The sequence below is a fragment of the Bacillus sp. FJAT-14266 genome, from assembly GCF_001719225.1.
GTDB lineage: Bacteria > Bacillota > Bacilli > Bacillales > Bacillaceae > Bacillus > Bacillus subtilis.
This window is the reverse complement of sequence record NZ_CP017072.1, coordinates 2,540,820-2,558,611: the sequence shown is the minus strand read 5'-3', so window position 1 is coordinate 2,558,611 and position 17,792 is coordinate 2,540,820. Positions and strand designations below refer to the sequence as shown.

Sequence of the window (17,792 nt, the reverse complement as noted above, 5' to 3'; positions counted from 1 at the left end):
TGACTTTAGGTGAATAAACACAAAAAGATCCCATTACGCAAATGTGTAGTGACTGGTGAAATGAAGCCTAAAAAGGAACTGATCCGAGTTGTACGGTCGAAAGAAGGCGAAATCACAGTAGACCCGACCGGAAAAAAGAATGGGCGGGGTGCTTATTTAACGCTGGATAAAGAGTGCATCTTAGCAGCAAAAAAGAAAAACACTTTGCAAAATCAATTTCAATCACAAATCGATGACCAGATTTTCGATGAATTGCTGGAACTGGCGGAAAAGGTGAAAAAATAAAATGTCTGGAATGGAATGGTTTCCCTTGCTGGGTCTGGCCAATCGAGCTCGTAAGGTCGTGTCAGGCGAAGACTTGGTAATAAAAGAAATCAGGAATGCGCGTGCAAAGCTTGTCCTGCTTACAGAGGATGCATCATCTAACACAGCAAAAAAAGTAACTGACAAGTGCAATTATTATAAAGTCCCTTATAAAAAAGTCGAGAGTCGCGCGGTTCTTGGACGCTCTATCGGTAAAGAAGCCCGTGTCGTTGTCGCCGTCACTGACCAAGGTTTTGCGAATAAGCTGATCAGCTTGCTCGATTAATATTTTTGGGGGTGAACGAATGGCTAAAATGAGAGTATACGAATATGCAAAAGCGTTAAATGTTTCAAGTAAGGAAATTTTGACCGCACTGAAGAACATGGATTTAGAAGTGAATAATCACATGGCCATGCTTGAAGAAAAGGCCATTAAAAAGCTTGATGCCAAATATAAAAAAGGCGGCGCAGCTGCTAAATCTCAAAAGCCAGCAGAAACGAACAAAAACAAACAGCCACAAGGGGTTAATCAGCAATCAGCTGGAAATCAACCAAATAAAATTCGAGACGGAAAGAAGAATGACGTGCAGAATAATCAATTTAACAAAAACAAGAAGAATAACAACAACAAAAAAAATAAACGCAACAACAACAATAATAAAAACCAACATCAGCAAAAGCCTGTAAAGCCGAAAAAAGAGCTTCCTGAGAAAATTACATTCTCTGGCACTTTAACAGTTGGCGCACTTGCTGAAGAGCTTGGCAAAGAGCCTTCAGAACTCATTAAAAAGCTGATGCTTCTTGGCGTAATGGCTACCATTAACCAAGAGCTTGATAAAGACACAATCGAACTCATTGCATCAGAATATGGTGTTGAAACAGAAGAGGTCATTGTGCTTGAAGAAACAGAGCTGGAAAAATACGAAGAGCCTGATAATGAAGAGGATCTTGAAATTCGTCCTCCTGTCGTGACAATCATGGGCCACGTTGACCATGGGAAAACAACGCTTCTTGACAGCATCCGTAAAACAAAGGTTGTTGAAGGAGAAGCAGGCGGAATCACTCAGCATATCGGCGCTTATCAAATTGAAGAGAACGGCAAGAAAATCACGTTCTTGGATACACCGGGCCACGCCGCATTTACAACAATGCGTGCACGCGGTGCAGAAGTAACTGATATTACGATTCTTGTCGTAGCTGCCGATGACGGTGTCATGCCGCAAACAGTTGAAGCGATTAACCATGCAAAAGCAGCAGAGGTTCCAATCATCGTAGCTGTGAATAAAATAGATAAAGAATCCGCAAACCCTGACCGTGTGATGCAAGAACTGACGGAATACGGTCTTGTCCCTGAAGCATGGGGCGGAGAAACCATTTTTGTGCCGCTTTCCGCTTTAACTGGAAAAGGCATTGATGAGCTCGTTGAAATGATTTTGCTTGTCAGTGAGGTAGAGGAACTGAAAGCGAATCCGAACCGTCAGGCAAAAGGAACGGTTATTGAAGCTGAACTCGATAAAGGCAGAGGGTCAGTTGCGACGTTGCTCGTACAGACTGGAACACTGCATGTCGGTGATCCGATCGTAGTCGGCAATACATTTGGCCGTGTCCGTGCAATGGTCAACGACATTGGCCGCCGTGTGAAAACTGCCGGCCCGTCAACTCCGGTTGAAATTACCGGTTTGAATGATGTCCCTCAAGCGGGAGACCAATTCCTTGTCTTTAAGGATGAAAAAACAGCTCGTTCTGTCGGTGAAGCCCGTGCTTCAAAACAGCTTGAAGAGCAGCGCAGCGATAAAGCGAAGCTCAGTCTTGATGATTTATTCGAGCAAATTAAGCAAGGTGATGTAAAAGACATCAACCTCATCGTAAAAGCTGACGTTCAAGGATCTGCTGAAGCTTTAACGGCTGCGCTTCAAAAAATTGAAGTAGAAGGCGTTAAAGTGAAAATCATCCATACAGGCGTTGGTGCGATTACTGAATCTGACATTATCTTGGCATCTGCTTCCAATGCAATTGTTATCGGGTTTAATGTGAGACCGGACGGAAATGCTAAGAGTACGGCTGAAGCTGAAAATGTAGATATTCGACTTCACCGTATCATTTACAAAGTAATCGACGAGATTGAAGCTGCCATGAAAGGTATGCTTGATCCTGAATATGAAGAAAAAGTAATTGGTCAAGTAGAAGTACGCCAAACATTCAAAGTATCTAAAATCGGTACAATTGCCGGCGGATATGTTACTGAAGGAACCATTACGCGCGACAGCGGCCTCCGTTTAATTCGTGACGGCGTCGTCATCTTTGAGGGCGAAGTAGATGTTCTGAAACGCTTTAAAGACGATGTGAAAGAAGTTTCACAAGGCTATGAATGTGGTATTACAATTAAGAAATACAATGACATTCGTGAAGGTGACATCCTTGAAGCGTTTGTCATGCAAGAAATTGAAAGAACGTGATCGGATTTGCGGAGTGTGAATGCATCATTTATGATGCAGGATCGCTAAAAGAAAAGCGTGCCGTTCTGAAGCGGGTTTTAACTAGGGTTCAAAACAAGTTCAATGTTTCGATTTCGGAGATTGGCTATCAGGACACCTGGCAAAGAACCAGCTTCGGAATCGCCGCTGTTTCTTCCTCTCGCGTTCAAACAGAAAAAGAACTGCAGCGCGTCCTAGCGTTTATCGATTCTTTTCCTGAAATTGAACGGACGATCACTAGGACAGAGTGGTTTTAACTTAGAGGTGATTGAATTGAGTATGAGAGCAAACCGTGTCGGCGAGCAAATGAAAAAAGAACTCGGTGATATTATCAGCCGCAAGCTGAAAGACCCGAGAATTGGTTTTCTGACAGTAACGGATGTACGTGTATCAGGTGATTTGCAAATTGCAAAGGTGTATATCTCGGTTCTCGGTGACGAGAAAAAACGGGAGGAAGCGCTGAAAGGGCTGGCAAAAGCGAAAGGATTTATCCGATCCGAAATCGGCAGCCGCATCAGACTTCGAAAAACGCCTGAAATTGAATTTGAGTTCGATGAATCAATCGATTACGGAAATCGGATCGAAACACTGATTCACGAATTACATTCAGAGAAACCATCTGAATAAAAAAAGAGAGGATAGGCGTATATCGTCTGTCCTCTTTCTTCGTTTATAAGAAAAAAACTCAAAAGAAGGAGTGAAAGGCAAATGGTTAACGGAGTTCTCCTTTTACATAAACCTGTTGGCATGACATCGCACGACTGTGTCATGAAGATCCGAAAGCTTTTAAAAACAAAAAAAGTAGGACATACAGGAACGCTCGATCCGGAAGTATCAGGCGTGCTTCCGATTTGTGTAGGAAGAGCGACAAAAATAGTCGAATACTTAACTGAAAAATCTAAAACGTATGATGCAGAAATAACATTGGGCTTTTCAACCACAACAGAGGATCAAACCGGAGAAACGGTGGAAACAAAGCCTGTCAATCACGACATTGATAAAGCGGATGTAGAAAAGGTTTTAAACAGTTTAAAGGGGAAACAAGAACAAATTCCGCCCATGTATTCCGCTGTAAAAGTAAACGGCAAAAAATTATACGAATACGCAAGAGCAGGGATTGAAGTAGAACGTCCGAAACGTATGATAACCATTGAAGACATTGCCCTGACAACAGAGATTAAACATCATGGAGAAACCGCAAGCTTCCGGTTTACAGTGACTTGCTCCAAAGGGACCTATGTAAGGACGCTGGCGGTCATGATCGGAGAAAAGCTCGGATATCCGGCCCATATGTCTCATTTAATCCGTACGGCATCCGGAGATTTTTCTCTCGACGAATGCTTTACTTTTGATGAACTCGAAGCACAGGCCCAATCCGGAACCGTGGAAGAGCATACAGTTCCTATTGAACGTGCGCTCAATCATTTGCCGAAATGGATCATAAGTGATACATTAGCTAAGAAAGTAGAAAATGGGGCTTTGCTTGAGACGCCCGAGCAGTTTTCTGAAATGACAAGTGAAGACCGTATTGCCGTCTTTACTGAATCCGGAACCTGCTTGGCGATCTATTTCCCTCATCCTGCAAAAAAAGGGCTGTTAAAGCCGGCAAAAGTATTGATGCAAAAAAGCGAACAATAGAAAAAAGGTGACCGTTCTGTGAAGACGATACATATTACACATCCTCATCATTTAATAAAAGAGGAGCAGGCAAAATCAGTGATGGCGTTAGGTTATTTTGACGGCGTTCATCTCGGGCATCAAAAGGTAATCGGCACAGCGAAGCAAATAGCCGAAGAAAAAGGTCTGACATTAGCTGTGATGACCTTTCATCCCCATCCTTCTCACGTGTTGGGCAGAGATAAGGAACCAAAGGATCTGATTACGCCTCTTGAAGACAAAATAAACCAAATTGAACAATTAGGCACAGAAGTTCTGTATGTCGTTAAATTTAATGAAGTGTTTGCTTCTCTTTCTCCTAAGCAGTTTATAGACCAGTATATTATCGGCCTTAATGTGCAGCACGCAGTGGCAGGCTTTGACTTTACGTACGGCAAATACGGCAAGGGAACAATGAAGACCATGCCGGATGATTTAGACGGAAAAGCTGGGTGCACAATGGTAGAAAAATTAACGGAGCAGGATAAAAAAATCAGTTCTTCGTATATCCGTACCGCGCTTCAAAACGGAGATATTGAATTGGCGAATGTCTTGCTTGGACAACCTTATTTTATTAAAGGAATTGTCATTCATGGTGATAAAAGAGGGCGGACCATCGGGTTTCCGACAGCGAATGTCGGTTTAAATAACAGCTATATCGTTCCGCCCACAGGTGTATATGCCGTAAAAGCGGAAGTGAACGGCGAAGTTTACAATGGCGTTTGCAATATTGGCTATAAGCCAACGTTTTATGAAAAGCGCCCTGAACAGCCTTCCATCGAGGTCAATCTGTTTGATTTCGATCAAGAGGTATATGGAGCCGCTATAAAAATCGAATGGTACAAACGGATTCGGAGCGAGCGGAAATTCAATGGCATCAAAGAATTAACAGAGCAAATTGAGAAAGATAAGCAGGAAGCCATCCGTTATTTCAGCAATTTGCGGAAATAACTTGCAACGCACGCAAATTTTATTCTAAAATATTTGCATATAGGCACGATTTTTAGTATGATAGTTTTCGTAGTCTTAAAACCATTGCTTGGCAATCCGAAGTCACCGACGGTTGCTAGGTAACTGGGGCTAAATATGATTTGGAGGTGAAACAGGATGGCAATTACTCAAGAGCGTAAAAACCAACTCATCAATGAGTTCAAAACACACGAATCTGATACTGGATCTCCAGAAGTTCAGATCGCTATCCTAACTGACTCAATTAACAACTTGAACGAGCATTTACGTACTCACAAGAAAGACCACCACTCACGTCGCGGTCTTCTTAAAATGGTAGGTAAGCGTCGTAATCTTCTTACGTATCTGCGTAATAAAGACGTAACTCGTTACCGTGAGTTAATTAACAAACTAGGCTTACGTCGATAATCGTAAAAAGCGGGAGGATTCCCGCTTTTTTATCGTATTAAAGCGAAATTTCTTATAACAAATCATTGAAATCCTTTTACATACTACTTTGACATTGATATGTTCAATTCATTTCGTTCATAATAGGAGTAATTGATTATTTCACACAACGAAGAGAGGAGTTCGTAATTGTATGGGACAAGAAAAACATGTCTTTACCATAGATTGGGCCGGAAGAACGCTTACCGTTGAAACCGGCCAGCTTGCCAAACAGGCAAATGGTGCTGTGATGATCCGCTACGGTGATACAGCAGTACTTAGTACAGCAACCGCTTCAAAAGAACCTAAACCGCTTGATTTCTTCCCTCTTACTGTAAACTATGAAGAAAGATTATATGCGGTAGGGAAAATTCCGGGCGGATTTATTAAAAGAGAAGGACGTCCAAGTGAAAAAGCGGTTCTTGCCAGCCGTTTAATTGACCGTCCGATCCGTCCTTTGTTTGCCGATGGATTCCGTAATGAAGTTCAAGTCATCAGCATTGTCATGAGTGTTGACCAAAACTGCTCTTCAGAAATGGCTGCCATGTTCGGTTCATCTCTTGCACTTTCTGTATCGGATATTCCGTTTGAAGGACCGATTGCAGGGGTTACTGTCGGACGCATTGATGATCAATTTATCATTAACCCGACAGTCGATCAGCTTGAAAAAAGCGATATCAATCTTGTCGTTGCCGGCACGAAAGATGCGATTAACATGGTAGAAGCGGGAGCGGACGAAGTTCCTGAGGAAATCATGCTTGAGGCCATTATGTTCGGCCATGAAGAGATTAAACGCCTGATTGCATTCCAAGAAGAAATTGTTGCAGCAGTCGGCAAAGAGAAATCTGAAATTAAGCTCTTTGAAATTGATGAAGAGCTTAATGAAAAAGTAAAAGCTTTGGCAGAAGAGGATCTGCTGAAAGCCATCCAAGTTCATGAAAAGCATGCCCGTGAAGATGCCATTAACGAAGTGAAGAACGCAGTTGTGGCAAAATTCGAGGATGAAGAACATGATGAAGACACAATCAAGCAAGTGAAGCAGATTTTATCCAAGCTTGTGAAAAATGAAGTTCGCCGCCTGATTACTGAAGAGAAAGTAAGACCGGACGGCCGCGGTGTCGATCAAATCCGTCCGCTCTCTTCAGAGGTTGGCCTCTTGCCAAGAACGCACGGTTCAGGTCTATTTACAAGGGGACAAACTCAGGCCCTCAGCGTATGTACGCTAGGTGCTCTGGGAGATGTGCAAATCCTTGACGGCTTAGGTGTCGAAGAGTCGAAACGGTTTATGCATCATTACAACTTCCCGCAATTCAGCGTTGGGGAAACAGGACCGATGCGCGGACCGGGACGTCGTGAAATCGGACACGGAGCACTGGGTGAGCGTGCGCTTGAGCCAGTTATTCCGTCTGAAAAAGACTTCCCTTATACTGTCCGTCTTGTTTCAGAAGTGCTTGAATCAAACGGTTCTACATCTCAAGCAAGCATTTGCGCAAGCACACTTGCAATGATGGATGCCGGTGTACCGATTAAAGCGCCAGTTGCTGGTATTGCGATGGGTCTTGTCAAATCAGGCGAACATTACACTGTCTTGACTGACATCCAAGGCATGGAAGACGCGCTCGGAGATATGGACTTTAAAGTAGCGGGAACTGAAAAAGGCGTAACGGCCCTGCAAATGGACATTAAAATTGAAGGCCTTTCCAGAGAGATTCTTGAAGAAGCGCTTCAGCAGGCGAAAAAGGGCAGGATGGAAATCCTTAACAGCATGCTTGCAACATTAAGCGAATCAAGAAAAGAGCTTTCTCGATATGCGCCTAAGATCTTAACAATGACCATTAATCCTGATAAAATCCGCGATGTCATCGGACCAAGCGGAAAACAAATCAATAAGATCATCGAAGAAACCGGTGTTAAAATTGATATTGAGCAGGACGGTACAATCTTTATTTCCTCTACAGATGAAAGTGGCAACCAAAAAGCGAAAAAAATCATCGAAGACCTTGTGAGAGAGGTTGAAGTCGGCCAACTTTACCTAGGTAAAGTGAAACGGATTGAAAAATTCGGGGCTTTCGTTGAAATTTTCAGCGGAAAAGACGGTTTGGTGCACATTTCAGAGCTTGCGCTTGAACGCGTAGGGAAAGTTGAAGATGTTGTAAAAATCGGAGACGAGATTCTTGTCAAAGTCACTGAAATTGATAAACAAGGACGAGTGAATTTATCCCGCAAAGCGGTGCTCCGTGAAGAGAAAGAAAAAGAAGAACAACAATCTTAAATGAAAACATAAAAGGAGCCTGGGAGACCCGGCTTCTTTATTTTGAAGCTTTTCAAAAGCAGGCGGGTTCTACCTTGTCCCTCTCCTTCATAATGTGAAATGAGGGGGGACAGAACATGTACAAAAAATTTGTACCGTTTGCCGTTTTTTTATTTCTTTTTTTTGTCTCATTTGAGATGATGGAAAATCCGCATGCACTTGATTATATAGGGGCAATGAAAAAAGATACGGTGACTGTCACGGCGTCAAAAGACCAATTATATGAAGAATTGCTTCAAAAAGCGCCGGAGTACGAAGTTAAGCCCCAGAATGCAAGAATTGATAAAGTGTGGAAAAGCATTCCAGGCTACAATGGATTAAAGGTCAATATTGAACAATCATATAAAAAAATGAAAAAGCATGGTGAGTTTCGGGAAAAAGATTTGGTGTACAGTCAAGTAAAACCAAGTGTTCATCTTGAGTCACTTCAGCCTGAGCCTATTTATAAAGGAAATCCTGACAAACCGATGGTGGCTTTTTTAATCAATGTGGCATGGGGAAATGAGTATTTGGAAAAAATGCTCCCTATTCTGCAAAAGCACCAGGTTAAAGCTACGTTCTTTTTAGAAGGCAATTGGGTGAGAAACAATGTACAGCTCGCTAAGAAGATTGCAAAAGACGGACATGAAATCGGAAATCATTCATACAATCATCCGGATATGAGCAAACTGACTACAGGAAGAATTTCCGAGCAGCTCGACAAGACTAATGAACAAATAGAACAAACGATCGGCGTTAAGCCAAAGTGGTTCGCTCCGCCAAGCGGAAGTTTCAGAAAAGCGGTTATCGACATTGCAGCAGAGAAACAGATGGGAACAGTCATGTGGACAGTTGATACAATCGATTGGCAAAAGCCGGCTCCGTCTGTACTTCAGACGAGAGTGTTAAGCAAGATACATAATGGTGCCATGATTTTAATGCATCCGACTGACCCTACGGCGGAAAGTCTTGAAGCGCTGATTACAAAGATAAAAGACAAAGGATATGCGCTTGGAACAGTCACTGAACTAATGGATGAAACAAGACTATTGAAGTAACAGATGAAGGCAGCTTGTCTTTGAATAGGAGGAACAAATTTGATTAAACGATATACGTGTCAAAATGGTGTAAGAATTGTGCTGGAAAATAACCCGACAGTCCGTTCTGTTGCGATCGGCGTATGGATCGGCACAGGTTCGAGACATGAAACGCCGGAGATAAACGGAATTTCTCACTTTTTAGAGCACATGTTCTTTAAAGGGACGAGCACAAAATCTGCACGCGAGATAGCAGAATCTTTTGATCGTATTGGCGGCCAGGTCAATGCGTTTACTTCAAAGGAATATACCTGCTACTATGCAAAGGTGCTTGACGAGCATGCGAATTACGCGCTGGACGTATTAGCAGATATGTTCTTTCATTCAACGTTTGATGAAAACGAGCTGAAAAAAGAGAAAAATGTAGTATATGAAGAAATTAAAATGTACGAAGATGCGCCGGACGACATTGTACATGATTTACTGAGCAAAGCCACTTACGGCAATCATTCTTTAGGCTACCCAATTCTTGGCACGGAAGAAACGCTTGCTTCCTTTAACGGTGACTCTCTCAGACAATACATGCATGATTATTATACGCCGGACCGAGTGGTGATTTCGGTAGCGGGCAATATATCTGACAGTTTTATCAAAGATGTAGAAAAATGGTTCGGGTCATACGAGGCGAAAGGTAAAGCGACAGGCCTTGAGAAGCCTGAGTTCCACACGGAAAAACTGACGAGAAAAAAAGAAACAGAGCAGGCTCATTTGTGCCTTGGATTTAAAGGCTTAGAGGTTGGCCATGAACGTATTTATGATTTAATCGTCCTCAACAATGTGCTCGGAGGCAGCATGAGCAGCCGGCTGTTCCAAGATGTGCGTGAAGATAAAGGACTTGCTTATTCTGTTTACAGCTATCACAGCTCATATGAGGACAGCGGAATGCTCACTATTTACGGCGGAACGGGTGCAAATCAGCTTCAGCAGCTGTCGGAAACAATTCAAGAAACCCTTGCCACATTAAAACGTGACGGCATTACCTCGAAAGAACTGGAAAACAGCAAAGAGCAAATGAAGGGAAGCTTAATGCTGAGCTTAGAAAGCACAAACAGCAAAATGAGCCGAAACGGAAAAAATGAACTGCTGCTCGGCAAACATAAAACATTAGATGAAATCATCAATGAATTAAACGCCGTGAACTTAGAGCGTGTTAACGGCCTTGCCAGACAATTGTTTACTGAAGACTATGCATTAGCACTTATCAGCCCTTCCGGCAATATGCCGTCTTAAAAAGGAAAGCCTGCTCCATAATGGAGCAGGCATTTTTTAATCCCTTTCATCATACATAGTACAAGGGGGTGACAGACATGCGGCTCAGTGAATTATCAGGAAAGGAAATTGTAGACATCAAAAGAGCTGAACGGCTCGGAGTGCTCGGCCAGACCGATTTGGAAATCAATGAACAGGATGGACAGATTACAGCACTCCTCATTCCCACAGTTAAGTGGTTTGGTTTGAGAAAGCAAGGTCATGACATTCGTGTCCCATGGCACCATATTCAAAAGATCGGTTCAGATATGATTATATTAGATGTACCTGAGGAAATGCCTCCTCGACAAGAGTAAATAGCCCAATTGACTGTGAAGCGGGCTCTAAAGAAAACATCTGAAACATCGGCTGCCGGAGCCGATGTTTTTTTATATGGAAAAAGCGCATCTTTTATATTCACCGGTATTTCCTTTTGATCATAAGATGAAGGGGAGCTTAACAACTAGAGATCCAGTATATACAAAGAAGGTGAACGTTTAGAATGTTAACCGGATTGAAAATTGCAGTTATCGGCGGTGACGCAAGACAGCTCGAAATTATAAGAAAGCTCACTGAACAGCAGGCTGACATCTATCTTGTCGGTTTTGACCAATTGGATCACGGTTTTACCGGGGCAGTAAAATGCAATATTGATGAAATTCCTTTTCAGCAAATAGACAGCATCATTCTTCCAGTATCCGCGACAACAGGAGAAGGTGTCGTATCAACTGTATTTTCTAATGAAGAAGTTGTGTTAAAACAGGACCATCTCGACAGAACGCCTGCACATTGTGTCATTTTCTCAGGAATTTCTAACGCCTATTTAGAAAACATTGCAGCTCAGGCAAAAAGAAAACTTGTAAAACTGTTTGAGCGGGATGACATTGCGATATACAACTCTATTCCGACAGTAGAAGGAACGATAATGCTGGCTATTCAGCACACGGATTATACGATACACGGATCACAGGTGGCCGTTCTCGGTCTGGGGCGCACCGGGATGACGATTGCCCGTACATTTGCCGCGCTCGGGGCGAATGTAAAAGTGGGGGCAAGAAGTTCAGCGCATCTGGCACGTATCACTGAAATGGGGCTCGTTCCTTTTCATACCGATGAGCTGAAAGAGCATGTAAAAGATATAGATATTTGCATTAATACCATACCGAGTATGATTTTAAATCAAACGGTACTTTCTAGCATGACACCAAAAACCTTAATATTGGATCTGGCCTCACGTCCCGGGGGAACGGATTTTAAATATGCCGAGAAACAAGGGATTAAAGCACTTCTTGCTCCCGGGCTTCCAGGGATTGTCGCTCCTAAAACAGCTGGGCAAATCCTTGCAAACGTCTTGAGCAAGCTTTTGGCTGAAATACAAGCTGAGGAGGGGAAATAAAGATGTCGTCATTAAAAGGAAAAAGAATCGGGTTTGGGCTGACCGGGTCGCATTGCACATATGAAGCGGTTTTCCCGCAAATTGAGGCGTTGGTCAACGAAGGAGCTGAAGTCCGTCCGGTTGTCACATTTAATGTGAAATCCACAAATACCCGATTTGGAGAGGGCGCAGAATGGGTTAAAAAAATTGAAGACCTGACTGGATATGAGGCCATTGATTCGATTGTAAAGGCAGAACCTCTTGGGCCGAAGCTGCCCCTTGACTGCATGGTCATTGCGCCTTTAACAGGCAATTCAATGAGCAAGCTGGCAAATGCCATGACGGACAGCCCGGTGCTGATGGCGGCAAAAGCGACAATCCGGAACAATCGGCCTGTCGTTCTGGGTATCTCGACAAATGATGCTCTTGGTTTAAACGGAACAAATTTAATGAGGCTCATGTCAACAAAAAATATCTTTTTTATTCCATTCGGGCAAGATGATCCATTTAAAAAACCGAATTCAATGGTAGCCAAAATGGATCTGCTTCCGCAAACGATTGAAAAGGCACTCATGCACCAGCAGCTTCAGCCGATTCTAGTTGAGAATTATCAGGGAAATGACTAAATTTACAGAAAATCTTTCCCAAACTAAAAAATTCGGTCATCACCCGCATATTCTATGGTAAAATAAAACGTAAAATCATAGTCAAATCAATTCAATGAAGCTGATTGGCGGAAGGAGTTTTACAGATGGGAAGAGGTTTACACGTAGCTGTTGTCGGAGCGACAGGGGCTGTGGGACAACAAATGCTTAAAACACTTGAAGACAGAAACTTTGAAATGGACACACTTACATTGCTATCTTCAAAACGCTCTGCGGGGACAAAAGTCACGTTTAAAGGCCAAGAGCTGACTGTTCAGGAAGCTTCTCCTGAGAGCTTTGAAGGGGTAAATATTGCTTTGTTCAGCGCCGGCGGAAGCGTATCACAAACATTGGCACCAGAAGCTGTAAAACGCGGCGCTATTGTTATAGATAATACGAGTGCGTTCCGCATGGATGAAAATACACCGCTTGTTGTGCCAGAAGTGAATGAGGCAGACTTGCATGAACACAACGGCATTATTGCCAATCCAAACTGCTCTACAATCCAAATGGTTGCGGCACTTGAACCGATCCGCAAAGCATATGGCTTAAACAAGGTCATCGTATCAACTTACCAGGCAGTATCAGGAGCGGGTAATGAAGCTGTAAAAGAGCTTTACAGCCAAACACAGGCGATTTTAAATAAAGAAGAAATAGAGCCTGAGATCATGCCTGTAAAAGGTGACAAAAAACACTATCAAATCGCCTTCAACGCGATTCCGCAAATCGATAAATTCCAAGATAACGGCTATACGTTTGAGGAAATGAAAATGATAAATGAAACGAAAAAAATCATGCACATGCCTGACCTTCAAGTAGCGGCTACATGTGTGAGACTGCCAATCCAAACTGGGCACTCAGAGTCCGTCTACATCGAAATAGACCGTGATGACGCTACAGTTGAAGATATTAAAAATCTATTGAAAGAAGCTCCGGGCGTGACACTTCAGGATGATCCAAGCCAGCAGCTTTATCCGATGCCTGCTGATGCTGTCGGCAAAAACGATGTGTTTGTAGGCCGCATCCGCAAAGACTTGGACAGAGCAAACGGTTTTCATTTATGGGTTGTTTCTGATAACCTATTAAAAGGCGCGGCATGGAACTCTGTTCAAATTGCAGAAAGCCTGAAAAAACTAAACCTCGTATAAAAGAGAGAATTTTCTAAAGACGAATAGAAGAGAGTAAGGCGCTATCAGCCTGCTCTCTTCTGTTACGTCCGAATAATTTGGAGTGAAAACAGTGAAGATAATTGTTCAAAAGTTCGGCGGAACATCAGTAAAAGATGATAAAGGCCGCAAACTGGCTTTAGGGCATATTAAAGAAGCAATCAGTGAAGGATATAAGGTTGTCGTTGTCGTTTCAGCGATGGGCCGAAAAGGAGACCCGTATGCAACAGATTCTTTGCTCGGGCTGCTTTACGGCGATCAGTCAGCGATTTCTCCTAGGGAACAGGATTTGCTTTTATCTTGCGGAGAGACTATTTCCTCTGTCGTCTTTACAAGCATGCTGCTTGATAACGGTGTGAAAGCAGCTGCGCTGACAGGGGCTCAGGCTGGCTTTTTAACGAATGATCAGCATACCAATGCGAAAATCATTGAAATGAAACCGGAGCGTTTATTCAGTGTGCTCGCCAATCATGATGCGGTAGTCGTCGCAGGCTTCCAGGGCGCAACTGAAAAGGGTGATACAACTACAATCGGCAGAGGGGGCAGCGATACGTCTGCAGCCGCACTCGGAGCAGCTGTTGATGCGGAATACATCGATATTTTCACCGATGTAGAAGGCGTGATGACTGCTGACCCAAGAGTGGTGGAAAATGCAAAACCGCTTCCTGTTGTGACGTATACGGAAATCTGCAACCTGGCGTATCAGGGGGCCAAGGTCATTCATCCGCGTGCTGTGGAAATCGCAATGCAGGCCAAGGTTCCGATCCGCGTCCGTTCGACTTATTCGAATGATAAAGGTACATTGGTGACATCACATCACTCTTCCAAGGTCGGCAGTGATGTTTTTGAAAGGCTGATTACGGGAATCGCCCATGTCAAAGATGTCACGCAGTTCAAAGTGCCTGCGAAAATCGGCCAGTATAACGTTCAGACTGAAGTGTTCAAGGCTATGGCAAACGCTGGAATCAGTGTCGATTTCTTTAACATTACACCTAGTGAAATCGTCTATACGGTAGCCGGAAATAAAACAGAAACAGCTCAGCGTATTTTAATGGATATGGGCTATGATCCAATGGTGACGAGAAACTGCGCGAAGGTATCGGCGGTCGGCGCGGGCATTATGGGTGTTCCCGGTGTTACGTCCAAAATTGTATCGGCTCTTTCAGAAAAAGAAATTCCGATCCTTCAGTCGGCTGACAGCCATACGACGATATGGGTGCTCGTCCATGAAGCGGATATGGTTCCTGCTGTAAACGCTTTGCATGAAGTGTTTGAACTTTCGAAGTAAATGTGATTGAATCATGATGAGGTGAATAAAATGAATTTCGGAAATGTGTCTACAGCGATGATTACACCCTTTGACAATAAAGGGAACGTAGACTTTCAAAAACTGTCTACACTGATTGATTACTTGTTGAAAAACGGAACGGATTCTTTAGTAGTAGCGGGAACAACTGGAGAATCTCCGACCCTTTCAACTGAAGAAAAAATTGCGCTTTTTGAATATACAGTAAAAGAAGTAAACGGACGGGTGCCCGTTATCGCTGGTACTGGAAGCAACAACACGAAAGATTCCATTAAGCTGACAAAAAAAGCTGAGGAAGCGGGCGTGGACGCTGTTATGCTTGTTACCCCGTATTACAATAAACCTTCTCAAGAAGGAATCTACCAGCATTTTAAAGCAATTGCGGCAGAGACATCTCTTCCGGTTATGCTCTATAATGTTCCTGGCCGTACGGTTGCTTCTCTTGCTCCTGAAACGACGATCCGTTTGGCGGCAGACATTCCGAATGTGGTTGCGATTAAAGAAGCGAGCGGAGACCTCGAAGCGATTACAAAAATTATTGCTGAAACACCTGAAGACTTCTATGTCTATTCAGGGGATGACGCTCTGACGCTTCCAATTCTTTCAGTTGGAGGAAGAGGAGTTGTGTCAGTGGCGAGCCATATTGCAGGCACTGATATGCAGCAAATGATCAAAAATTATACGAATGGGCAAACAGCTAATGCGGCACTGATTCATCAGAAACTGCTGCCGATTATGAAGGAACTGTTTAAAGCGCCTAATCCTGCTCCAGTCAAAACAGCGCTTCAGCTGAGAGGTCTTGATGTCGGTTCTGTGCGTCTGCCTCTAGTCCCGTTAACTGAGGATGAACGTCTGAGCTTAAGCAGCACGATCAGCGAACTGTAAGAAAATTTCATACAGTGAAACAAACGCGGTCATTCTCACATTCAGCTGAGTTTGACCGTTTCTTTTACATATTGGTTTTCCCTAAACCTTCTGCTTTATCTTGTTTTCTAAATTTACTTTCAGTTATAATAGGAACAAGTGATGATGGACGGGTATGAGACTAGGAGGATATAGATTTTGAAAAAGAAAAATACAGAAAACGTTAGAATTATCGCCCTTGGCGGTGTCGGAGAGATTGGGAAGAACCTTTATGTCATTGAAATTGACTCAGACATATTTGTCGTTGATGCCGGTCTTATGCATCCAGAAAACGAAATGCTCGGTATTGATGTAGTGATTCCTGACATATCATATTTGATTGAACGGGCTGACCGCGTCAAGGCAATCTTTTTAACGCACGGGCACGATGAAAATATCGGCGGCGTTTTTTACTTATTAAACAAGCTGTCCGTTCCAGTGTACGGAACAAAATTGACGCTTGCACTGTTAAGAGAGAAATTAAAACAATACGGACATAACCGAAAAACTGATTTAAGAGAAATTCACTCCAAATCTGTCATTACATTTGAATCAACAAAGGTATCGTTCTTTAGAACGATTCACAGCATTCCTGATTCTGTAGGTGTGAGCTTTAAAACATCACTTGGATCTATTGTATGCACGGGAGACTTCAAATTTGACCAAACACCTGCACTTAATCAGACGTGCGACATTGGCGAGATCGCCAAGATCGGCAATAGCGGCGTGCTCGCTCTGCTTTCTGACAGTGCAAATGCGGAACGGCCGGGTTACACCCCTTCGGAAGCGGCTGTCAGCGGAGAAATTTCGGATGCGCTGTATAATTCACAGAACCGGGTGATTATTGCTGTTTTCGCATCCAATATTAACCGGATTCAGCAAGTCATTCATGCAGCGGCTCAAAATGGCAGAAAGATTGCCGTAGCCGGAAAAAATCTTCAATCTGTCCTGCAGCTCGCGAGAAAGTTAGGATACATTGAAGCAGATGATGAATTGTTTATTTCTGTACAGGATGTCAAAAAATATCCGAAGCGCGAAGTGGCCATTATTACAGCCGGAAGCCAAGGTGAACCATTAGCTGCTTTGACAAGAATGGCAAACAAAGCTCACAAACAGCTGAACATTGAAGAAGGGGATACGGTGGTCATTGCGTCAACTCCGATTCCCGGGCAGGAACTCATTTACTCTAAAACAGTAGATCTTCTTGCGAGAGCCGGTGCACAAGTCATCTTTGCCCAAAAGCGTGTTCATGTATCAGGCCACGGCTCACAAGAAGAGTTAAAGCTGATGATCAACCTGCTTAAACCAAAATATTTGATTCCTGTAAACGGCGAATACAGAATGCAAAAAGCTCATTCAAAAATCGCTGAAGAAACCGGCATGAAGCGCAGTGACATCTTCTTAATTGAAAAAGGCGACGTCGTTGAATTCCGCGGCCAAAACGTAAAAATTGGGGATAAAGTTCCTTACGGCAATATTTTAATTGATGGTTTAGGTGTCGGTGATATCGGCAATATCGTATTGAGAGACCGTCGCTTGCTTTCACAGGACGGAATTTTAATCGTTGTCATTACACTTGATAAACAAAAGAAACATCTTGTATCAGGACCAGAAATTATCACTCGCGGCTTTGTTTATGTAAGAGAGTCTGAAGGTCTTATCGTACAGGCTACTGAGCTTGTCCGGTCCATCGTGACAGAAGCGACTGAAACATCAAATGTCGAATGGTCAACGTTGAAGCAGGCAATGCGGGATGCTTTGAACCAATTCCTTTATGAAAAAACGAAACGTAAACCGATGATCATCCCAATTATTATGGAAGTATAATGACTGACTAAAGACCGGAGCTGCTCCGGTCTTTATTTTTTGTCCTTCAAGCCGGGATTGAATGAAGTATCTTTGTTCATAATACAAAGAGAAACTCGGAAAGGATGA

The 17,792-nt window shown here is 43.2% G+C and carries 18 protein-coding genes; all 18 read left to right on the top strand.

What is annotated here, in order from left to right; genetic code table 11:
• Nucleotides 1–9: 9 nt before the first annotated feature.
• A complete protein-coding gene (gene rulR / locus BGM23_RS13150; protein ID WP_029726486.1) occupies nucleotides 10–285 on the top strand; it encodes a glucose-induced regulator RulR in 276 nt (91 codons plus the stop codon).
• Nucleotide 286: 1 nt separating this feature from the next.
• Nucleotides 287–589: a YlxQ family RNA-binding protein gene (locus BGM23_RS13145; RefSeq protein ID WP_003220946.1), complete on the top strand. Its 303-nt coding sequence runs from the start codon at nucleotides 287–289 to the stop codon at nucleotides 587–589.
• A gap of 19 nt (nucleotides 590–608) precedes the next feature.
• Nucleotides 609–2,759, top strand: coding sequence for a translation initiation factor IF-2 (gene infB, locus BGM23_RS13140; protein WP_003231906.1), 2,151 nt, complete (start codon nucleotides 609–611; stop codon nucleotides 2,757–2,759).
• The gene (locus BGM23_RS13135; protein WP_003231905.1) at nucleotides 2,756–3,034 is read left to right on the top strand and encodes a DUF503 domain-containing protein; all 279 of its coding nucleotides are present in this window, start codon (nucleotides 2,756–2,758) and stop codon (nucleotides 3,032–3,034) included. The genes infB and BGM23_RS13135 overlap by 4 nt, the downstream gene beginning before the upstream one ends.
• A gap of 16 nt (nucleotides 3,035–3,050) precedes the next feature.
• Nucleotides 3,051–3,404 (top strand): 30S ribosome-binding factor RbfA, encoded by a 354-nt coding sequence (gene rbfA, locus BGM23_RS13130; protein ID WP_009967251.1) that lies wholly within the window; start codon nucleotides 3,051–3,053, stop codon nucleotides 3,402–3,404.
• Between the two features lie 81 nt (nucleotides 3,405–3,485).
• Nucleotides 3,486–4,415 carry a tRNA pseudouridine(55) synthase TruB gene (gene truB / locus BGM23_RS13125; protein ID WP_015252083.1) on the top strand — a complete coding sequence of 310 codons (930 nt, stop codon included), beginning with the start codon at nucleotides 3,486–3,488 and terminating at the stop codon, nucleotides 4,413–4,415.
• Between the two features lie 18 nt (nucleotides 4,416–4,433).
• Nucleotides 4,434–5,384 carry a bifunctional riboflavin kinase/FAD synthetase gene (gene ribF / locus BGM23_RS13120; protein WP_003231899.1) on the top strand — a complete coding sequence of 317 codons (951 nt, stop codon included), beginning with the start codon at nucleotides 4,434–4,436 and terminating at the stop codon, nucleotides 5,382–5,384.
• A gap of 156 nt (nucleotides 5,385–5,540) precedes the next feature.
• A complete protein-coding gene (gene rpsO, locus BGM23_RS13115) occupies nucleotides 5,541–5,810 on the top strand; it encodes a 30S ribosomal protein S15 (protein ID WP_003220957.1) in 270 nt (89 codons plus the stop codon).
• Nucleotides 5,811–5,982: 172 nt separating this feature from the next.
• Nucleotides 5,983–8,100, top strand: coding sequence for a polyribonucleotide nucleotidyltransferase (gene pnp, locus BGM23_RS13110; protein ID WP_003231897.1), 2,118 nt, complete (start codon nucleotides 5,983–5,985; stop codon nucleotides 8,098–8,100).
• 116 nt (nucleotides 8,101–8,216) lie between these two features.
• Nucleotides 8,217–9,176: a polysaccharide deacetylase family protein gene (locus BGM23_RS13105; RefSeq protein ID WP_003231894.1), complete on the top strand. Its 960-nt coding sequence runs from the start codon at nucleotides 8,217–8,219 to the stop codon at nucleotides 9,174–9,176.
• 39 nt (nucleotides 9,177–9,215) lie between these two features.
• Entirely contained in the window at nucleotides 9,216–10,445 is a 1,230-nt protein-coding gene (locus BGM23_RS13100; RefSeq protein ID WP_003245717.1) for a M16 family metallopeptidase, read from the top strand.
• Between the two features lie 77 nt (nucleotides 10,446–10,522).
• On the top strand, nucleotides 10,523–10,780 hold the full coding sequence (locus BGM23_RS13095; RefSeq protein ID WP_003231890.1) for a YlmC/YmxH family sporulation protein: 258 nt from the start codon (nucleotides 10,523–10,525) through the stop codon (nucleotides 10,778–10,780).
• A gap of 185 nt (nucleotides 10,781–10,965) precedes the next feature.
• Complete coding sequence (gene dpaA / locus BGM23_RS13085) at nucleotides 10,966–11,859, top strand: dipicolinic acid synthetase subunit A (RefSeq protein ID WP_003231888.1); 894 nt, start codon at nucleotides 10,966–10,968, stop codon at nucleotides 11,857–11,859.
• A 2-nt stretch (nucleotides 11,860–11,861) separates the two neighbouring features.
• Nucleotides 11,862–12,464, top strand: coding sequence for a dipicolinate synthase subunit B (gene dpaB / locus BGM23_RS13080; protein WP_003231884.1), 603 nt, complete (start codon nucleotides 11,862–11,864; stop codon nucleotides 12,462–12,464).
• A 125-nt stretch (nucleotides 12,465–12,589) separates the two neighbouring features.
• Nucleotides 12,590–13,630 carry an aspartate-semialdehyde dehydrogenase gene (asd, locus tag BGM23_RS13075; protein ID WP_003231882.1) on the top strand — a complete coding sequence of 347 codons (1,041 nt, stop codon included), beginning with the start codon at nucleotides 12,590–12,592 and terminating at the stop codon, nucleotides 13,628–13,630.
• A gap of 91 nt (nucleotides 13,631–13,721) precedes the next feature.
• Entirely contained in the window at nucleotides 13,722–14,936 is a 1,215-nt protein-coding gene (gene dapG / locus BGM23_RS13070; RefSeq protein ID WP_015483233.1) for an aspartate kinase, read from the top strand.
• 30 nt (nucleotides 14,937–14,966) lie between these two features.
• Nucleotides 14,967–15,839 carry a 4-hydroxy-tetrahydrodipicolinate synthase gene (gene dapA, locus BGM23_RS13065; protein ID WP_029726485.1) on the top strand — a complete coding sequence of 291 codons (873 nt, stop codon included), beginning with the start codon at nucleotides 14,967–14,969 and terminating at the stop codon, nucleotides 15,837–15,839.
• A gap of 177 nt (nucleotides 15,840–16,016) precedes the next feature.
• Nucleotides 16,017–17,684, top strand: a complete 1,668-nt coding sequence (rnjB, locus tag BGM23_RS13060) for a ribonuclease J2 (RefSeq protein ID WP_003231875.1) — start codon at nucleotides 16,017–16,019, stop codon at nucleotides 17,682–17,684.
• Nucleotides 17,685–17,792: the final 108 nt, after the last annotated feature.

What these genes read in the sequence shown, in the direction of transcription:
- dpaA (WP_003231888.1), top strand. Translation starts at nt 10,966, where the DNA reads ATGTTAACCGGATTGAAAATTGCAGTTATCGGCGGTGACGCAAGACAG.
- truB (WP_015252083.1), top strand. Translation starts at nt 3,486, where the DNA reads ATGGTTAACGGAGTTCTCCTTTTACATAAACCTGTTGGCATGACATCG.
- rpsO (WP_003220957.1), top strand. Translation starts at nt 5,541, where the DNA reads ATGGCAATTACTCAAGAGCGTAAAAACCAACTCATCAATGAGTTCAAA.
- dpaB (WP_003231884.1), top strand. Translation starts at nt 11,862, where the DNA reads ATGTCGTCATTAAAAGGAAAAAGAATCGGGTTTGGGCTGACCGGGTCG.
- infB (WP_003231906.1), top strand. Translation starts at nt 609, where the DNA reads ATGGCTAAAATGAGAGTATACGAATATGCAAAAGCGTTAAATGTTTCA.
- pnp (WP_003231897.1), top strand. Translation starts at nt 5,983, where the DNA reads ATGGGACAAGAAAAACATGTCTTTACCATAGATTGGGCCGGAAGAACG.
- BGM23_RS13095 (WP_003231890.1), top strand. Translation starts at nt 10,523, where the DNA reads ATGCGGCTCAGTGAATTATCAGGAAAGGAAATTGTAGACATCAAAAGA.
- BGM23_RS13105 (WP_003231894.1), top strand. Translation starts at nt 8,217, where the DNA reads ATGTACAAAAAATTTGTACCGTTTGCCGTTTTTTTATTTCTTTTTTTT.
- dapA (WP_029726485.1), top strand. Translation starts at nt 14,967, where the DNA reads ATGAATTTCGGAAATGTGTCTACAGCGATGATTACACCCTTTGACAAT.
- asd (WP_003231882.1), top strand. Translation starts at nt 12,590, where the DNA reads ATGGGAAGAGGTTTACACGTAGCTGTTGTCGGAGCGACAGGGGCTGTG.
- BGM23_RS13145 (WP_003220946.1), top strand. Translation starts at nt 287, where the DNA reads ATGTCTGGAATGGAATGGTTTCCCTTGCTGGGTCTGGCCAATCGAGCT.